Below are 604 nucleotides of genomic sequence, written 5' to 3' on the forward strand. Positions count from 1 at the left end.
ACGGTCTCGGTGCCGTTGACGTACCGGTCCAGCCGCAGGTCGACCAGCCCGGAGGCCTGGAACCGCAGCGTCGCCCGGTAGTCGCTGGTGCCGATCCGCCGGCCGGCGAGGCTGATGTAGGCCCCGCCACCGGTGGCCGCCTGCGGCAGGGTGATGTCTGCCTGGACCGCCACCTCCTGCTGCGCGACGTCGGCCAGCCCGGCCCGCGACTCCTTGCCGGCCGCACCGGAGATCTGCCCGGCGCCGTCGACCACCCGCGCGGCGGCGGTGCTGCCCGCGACCGTCCAGGCGCCACCGACCTCGGCCGCCCCCCAGCCGGAGGCCACCTCACGGCCGAAGGAGTCCACCGCGAACGGCGCACCCTGCACCGGCGGCTCCTCGGTCGGCGGCTCCTCCACCGGCGGCTGCGGCGCGGTCACCGTGACCGCGCGGGTCACCGTGCCGGTCGCACCCTTCTCGTCGGTGACGGTCAGCTTCACCTGGTAGGTGCCGGCCGCGGCGTAGGTGTGCGACGCGGTGGCACCGGTGCCGGTCCCGCCGTCCCCGAACTCCCACGCGTAGGAGGCCACCCGGCCATCGGCGTCGGCCGAGGCCGACCCGTCCA

1 protein-coding gene is annotated in these 604 nt (G+C 76.3%); it reads right to left on the bottom strand.

Translation table 11 applies throughout. From position 1 onward, the window contains the following. Positions 1 to 604 (bottom strand): PKD domain-containing protein (locus ACI79I_RS24330; RefSeq protein WP_456995139.1); only part of this gene is annotated, 604 nt, incomplete at both ends.

The sequence above is a fragment of the Geodermatophilus sp. SYSU D01105 genome, from assembly GCF_054050095.1.